Genomic DNA, 3,633 nt, shown 5'->3' with positions numbered 1-3,633 from the left:
GACCAGGTACACTGTCCTGCGGAACATGGAGCACGCCAACCGTATGGCCACCATCGGCCGACTGGCCGCAGGCGTGGCCCACGAGATCAACAATCCTCTGGCCATCATCAACGAAAAGGCTGGGCTACTAAGGGATCTCTTCACCTTCCGGACTGAGTATCAGGGCGACAGCCGCCTGATCGGGCTCATGGACTCCATCCTGGGGTCGGTGGAGCGTTGTGGCCGGATTACCAAGCGCCTGCTGGGCTTTGCCCGTCAGGCCGACGCGGCCTGGGTCGAAGTCAATCTGCGGGACGTGGTCTCGGAGGTTCTGACCTTTCTGGGCAAGGAAGCCGCCTACCGGAGCATCGAAGTCACGGTCGGAGACTCGGAATCGGTTCCAGGGGTTGTTTCGGACCGGAGCCGGTTGCAACAGGTCTTCCTCAATCTGATCAACAACGCCTTTCAGGCCATGAACGACGGGGGGCGTTTGAACATCTCCTTCGCCCAAGGTCTGGACGGCATGGTCGAGGCGACTTTTGCCGACTCGGGCTGTGGAATTAGTCCTGAAAATCTGGAGAAGATCTTCGAGCCCTTTTTCTCGACCAAGAAAGGGACTGGAGGAACAGGCCTTGGGCTATCCATCACCTACGGCTTGGTTAAGGATCTTGGCGGAGACATCAAGGTTAGAAGCGAGCTGGGCAAGGGCACGGTGTTCACCGTTCGTTTGCCCGTGAACCAAGAACACAAGGGTTGAGACATGAACGTATTGCTTGTGGACGACGAGGCCGAGCTGGTCTCGGCCATGGCCGAACGACTGTCTTTCAGGGGCATCGAGGCCGATTGGGCAGACAGCGGACGTAAGGCATTGGAAATGGCCAGGGACAAGGCCTACGACGTGGCCGTGTTGGACGTCAAAATGCCGGGCATCGGCGGGTTCGCCCTGCAGGAGGAACTTAAGGCCCTGCATCCGGGAATGTGTTTTGTCTTTCTGTCCGGTCACGGGTCCGAGGACGATTTTATCAAGGGTTCGGCGAAGGCCTCGTCCTATCTGGTTAAGCCCGTGGACATTGACGAACTGGTTCGCCAGATCAAGGCGGCCATGGGGGTTGCCGCATGAATATCCATTCCATGACCGGAGATGAAGGTCGGCTGCGGTTCGTCTCCTGGATCACGGCCATGGCCACCCACGACATGAAGAATGTGCTGGCCATCATCAACGAAAACGCCGGGCTTCTGCAGGACCTCTGCCTCCTGGCCGAACGGGGCACCTTGAGCCCCGACCGTCTGGCCGACACCAACGTGCGCATCCGGGATCAGGTCAGGCGCGGAGACGTGCTGTTGCGCAACCTGAACGAGCTGGCTCACAGCCAGGATCAGGAGGCCATGGGAACGGATATCGGACAGGCCGCGGAACTTGCAGTTGCCCTTGTTCGACGGATGACGGCATCTTTCCAGGCCGAGGTCATGATTGAAAAGGACTCTTCTGAACCGTCCATGACGGTCAGGAAGTTCGATCTGCTCCGGCTTTTGGCGGCCTGTCTGATGGCCGGGGGACAGCATGTGGGGAAGGGCGGGGTTGTCCGAATCCAGGTGACGGCCGCTCCGGTCGGGTACCGGATCACCTGCCCGGTCTCGGCCGCTGAAGATGCTGACATATGCCGCCTGGCTCGGGAATGTGGGGCCGCACTGCATTGGGATGGCGGATCATTGTCCATTTCACTCACCCCGGCGATTGTCCGGGGCGTTCAATAACACAGGGGGAAGGATCATGAACGAAAAGGTATTGCTCGTCGATGACGAAGTGGAATTTTTGGAGGCCATGAGCGAACGGCTGCGTTTGCGGGACATGGAGGTCAAGACGGCCACCAACGCGGAAGACGCCCTGGCCATGCTGGGCGAGGAACAATTCGACGCCGTGTTTCTCGATCTCCAGATGCCCGGGACCGACGGCATCAAGGGTTTGAAAATGATCAAGAACATGAACCCGAATCTGCAGGTCATTTTTTTGACCGGCCATGCCACGGTGGAAAAGGGCATTCAGGCCATGAAGCTCGGAGCCATGGATTTCATGGAGAAACCCGTTGATATCAATGTTCTGAGCGAGAAGATCCACAAGGCCAAGGCCCGGAAGATGCTTCTGGTGGGCAAGGAGGCCGAGGCCAGGATCAGCGAGATTCTGAGCAGCAAGACATGGTAGGAGGAAGGAACCGGTTGGATTGCCTCCGATTCATGTCCAGTACATGACACGCTCCACGGCCTGGAGCAGGCCGGGGAGGTCACCGGGGCCGAAATTTCCGATACTGCCGATACGGAAGGTATTGGCCCCGGTGACCTTGCCCGGATAGATGACATATCCTTGACCCTTGAGCCGGGCATAGAACTCCTTGAAGTCGTAGCTCGCCCGATTCGGCTCGAGGAACGAGGTGATGATGGGCGAATGCAGGTGGTCTGGCAGAAGGGTCTGGAAGCCCAGCCTCCGCATTCCGTCCACGAGAAGCCGTTGGTTGTCGGCATAGCGGGCATTTCGGGCTGACACGCCGCCTTCGGCCTCCAGTTCGACCAGGGCCTGGAAGAAGGCCCTGACCACATGGGTGGGCGAGGTGAATCGCCACTTGCCTTTCTTGTTCTCCATCTCCCTCCATTGATCGAAAGCGTCCAGAGAAAGAGACCGGGCCCGGCCCTCTAGGCCGACCATGACATCGCGCCGGGCAAGGATGAAGCCGAAGCCAGGGACGCCTTGGATGCACTTGTTGGCACTGGAAACCAGAAAATCCGCCTTCATTTCGTGCATGTCCATGGGGATGCCTCCGAAGCTGGACATGGCATCGACGATGAAAAGCCGTCCGGCATCCTTTACGATTTCCCCCACCTGTTTCACCGGGTTGAGCATGCCGGTGGTCGTCTCGCAGTGGACCACGGCCACGTGGGTGATGTCCGCATCTTCTTGCAGACACCAGCGCAAGAGGTCGAGATCGAGGGAACCGGTTTCTCCGGAATCGTGGACCTCGACCGGAATGCCCAGCCTTTGGCCAATCACGGCCATGCGGTCTCCGTAGTGGCCGTTGGCCAGGACCAGGAGTTTTCCGGTGAGAGGCAGGGCTGTGCTGATGCACGACTCGACAGCGAAGGTTCCGCTGCCTTGCATGAGAACGGAGGTGTATTCTGACCGTGTGCTGGCCAGGGATTCGAGTCGGGACCGGATGTCCTGGACCATGGAGTTGTACTCGTCGTCCCATGTGCACCAGTCCTGGAGCATGGCCGCCTTGACGCTCTTAGTGGTCGAAAGCGGGCCGGGGGTCAGCAGAAGGTAGGGATTGTCGGGCAGAAGAGAAGTATCCATGTCGGGCCTCCGTGAGTCCTGCCTACGCCGGGACGTCGAGCAGGGCTTGTTCAAGAATTTTAACATTATTATTTAGTTACCGAAACAGATAGGACTTTCTCCGCACCTGAGCCGTTTTTCTACGGCATCGATCACGGACATCAGATCGGCCGCTGACTCGACAACCATGTGGGCCCCGGCATCGAGAAATCTCCGACCGATATCATCCAGCTTGGCCCGCAATTCGTCCGGAGGAAGAGCCTCGGTCTCAGCCCGGGTCAGGCCGAGTTCGACGCTGGTTCTGGTTACGGCCACGCTCCACATGCCGGCGT

General features: G+C 58.9%; 5 protein-coding genes. 4 read left to right on the top strand and 1 reads right to left on the bottom strand.

Annotated elements, in window-relative coordinates; genetic code table 11:
- The 4 genes from EOM25_13035 to EOM25_13020 form a co-directional block, all read left to right on the top strand.
- Positions 1-736: two-component sensor histidine kinase (locus EOM25_13035; protein NCC26099.1), on the top strand; the 736-nt coding region annotated here is incomplete at its 5' end.
- A gap of 3 nt (positions 737-739) precedes the next feature.
- Positions 740-1,099 carry a response regulator gene (locus EOM25_13030; GenBank protein ID NCC26098.1) on the top strand — a complete coding sequence of 120 codons (360 nt, stop codon included), beginning with the start codon at positions 740-742 and terminating at the stop codon, positions 1,097-1,099.
- A complete protein-coding gene (locus EOM25_13025; GenBank protein NCC26097.1) occupies positions 1,096-1,734 on the top strand; it encodes a hypothetical protein in 639 nt (212 codons plus the stop codon). Before EOM25_13030 ends, EOM25_13025 begins: the two co-directional genes overlap by 4 nt.
- A 16-nt stretch (positions 1,735-1,750) precedes the next feature.
- A complete protein-coding gene (locus EOM25_13020) occupies positions 1,751-2,179 on the top strand; it encodes a response regulator (GenBank protein ID NCC26096.1) in 429 nt (142 codons plus the stop codon).
- A 30-nt stretch (positions 2,180-2,209) separates the two neighbouring features.
- Here EOM25_13020 and phnW read toward each other — a convergent pair whose 3' ends face one another.
- Positions 2,210-3,322: a 2-aminoethylphosphonate--pyruvate transaminase gene (gene phnW, locus EOM25_13015; GenBank protein ID NCC26095.1), complete on the bottom strand. Its 1,113-nt coding sequence runs from the start codon at positions 3,320-3,322 to the stop codon at positions 2,210-2,212.
- Positions 3,323-3,633: the final 311 nt, after the last annotated feature.

It is taken from the genome of Deltaproteobacteria bacterium (assembly GCA_009929795.1).
Lineage (GTDB): Bacteria > Desulfobacterota > Desulfovibrionia > Desulfovibrionales > Desulfomicrobiaceae > RZZR01.
This window is presented reverse-complemented; position numbering and strand designations above follow the sequence as displayed.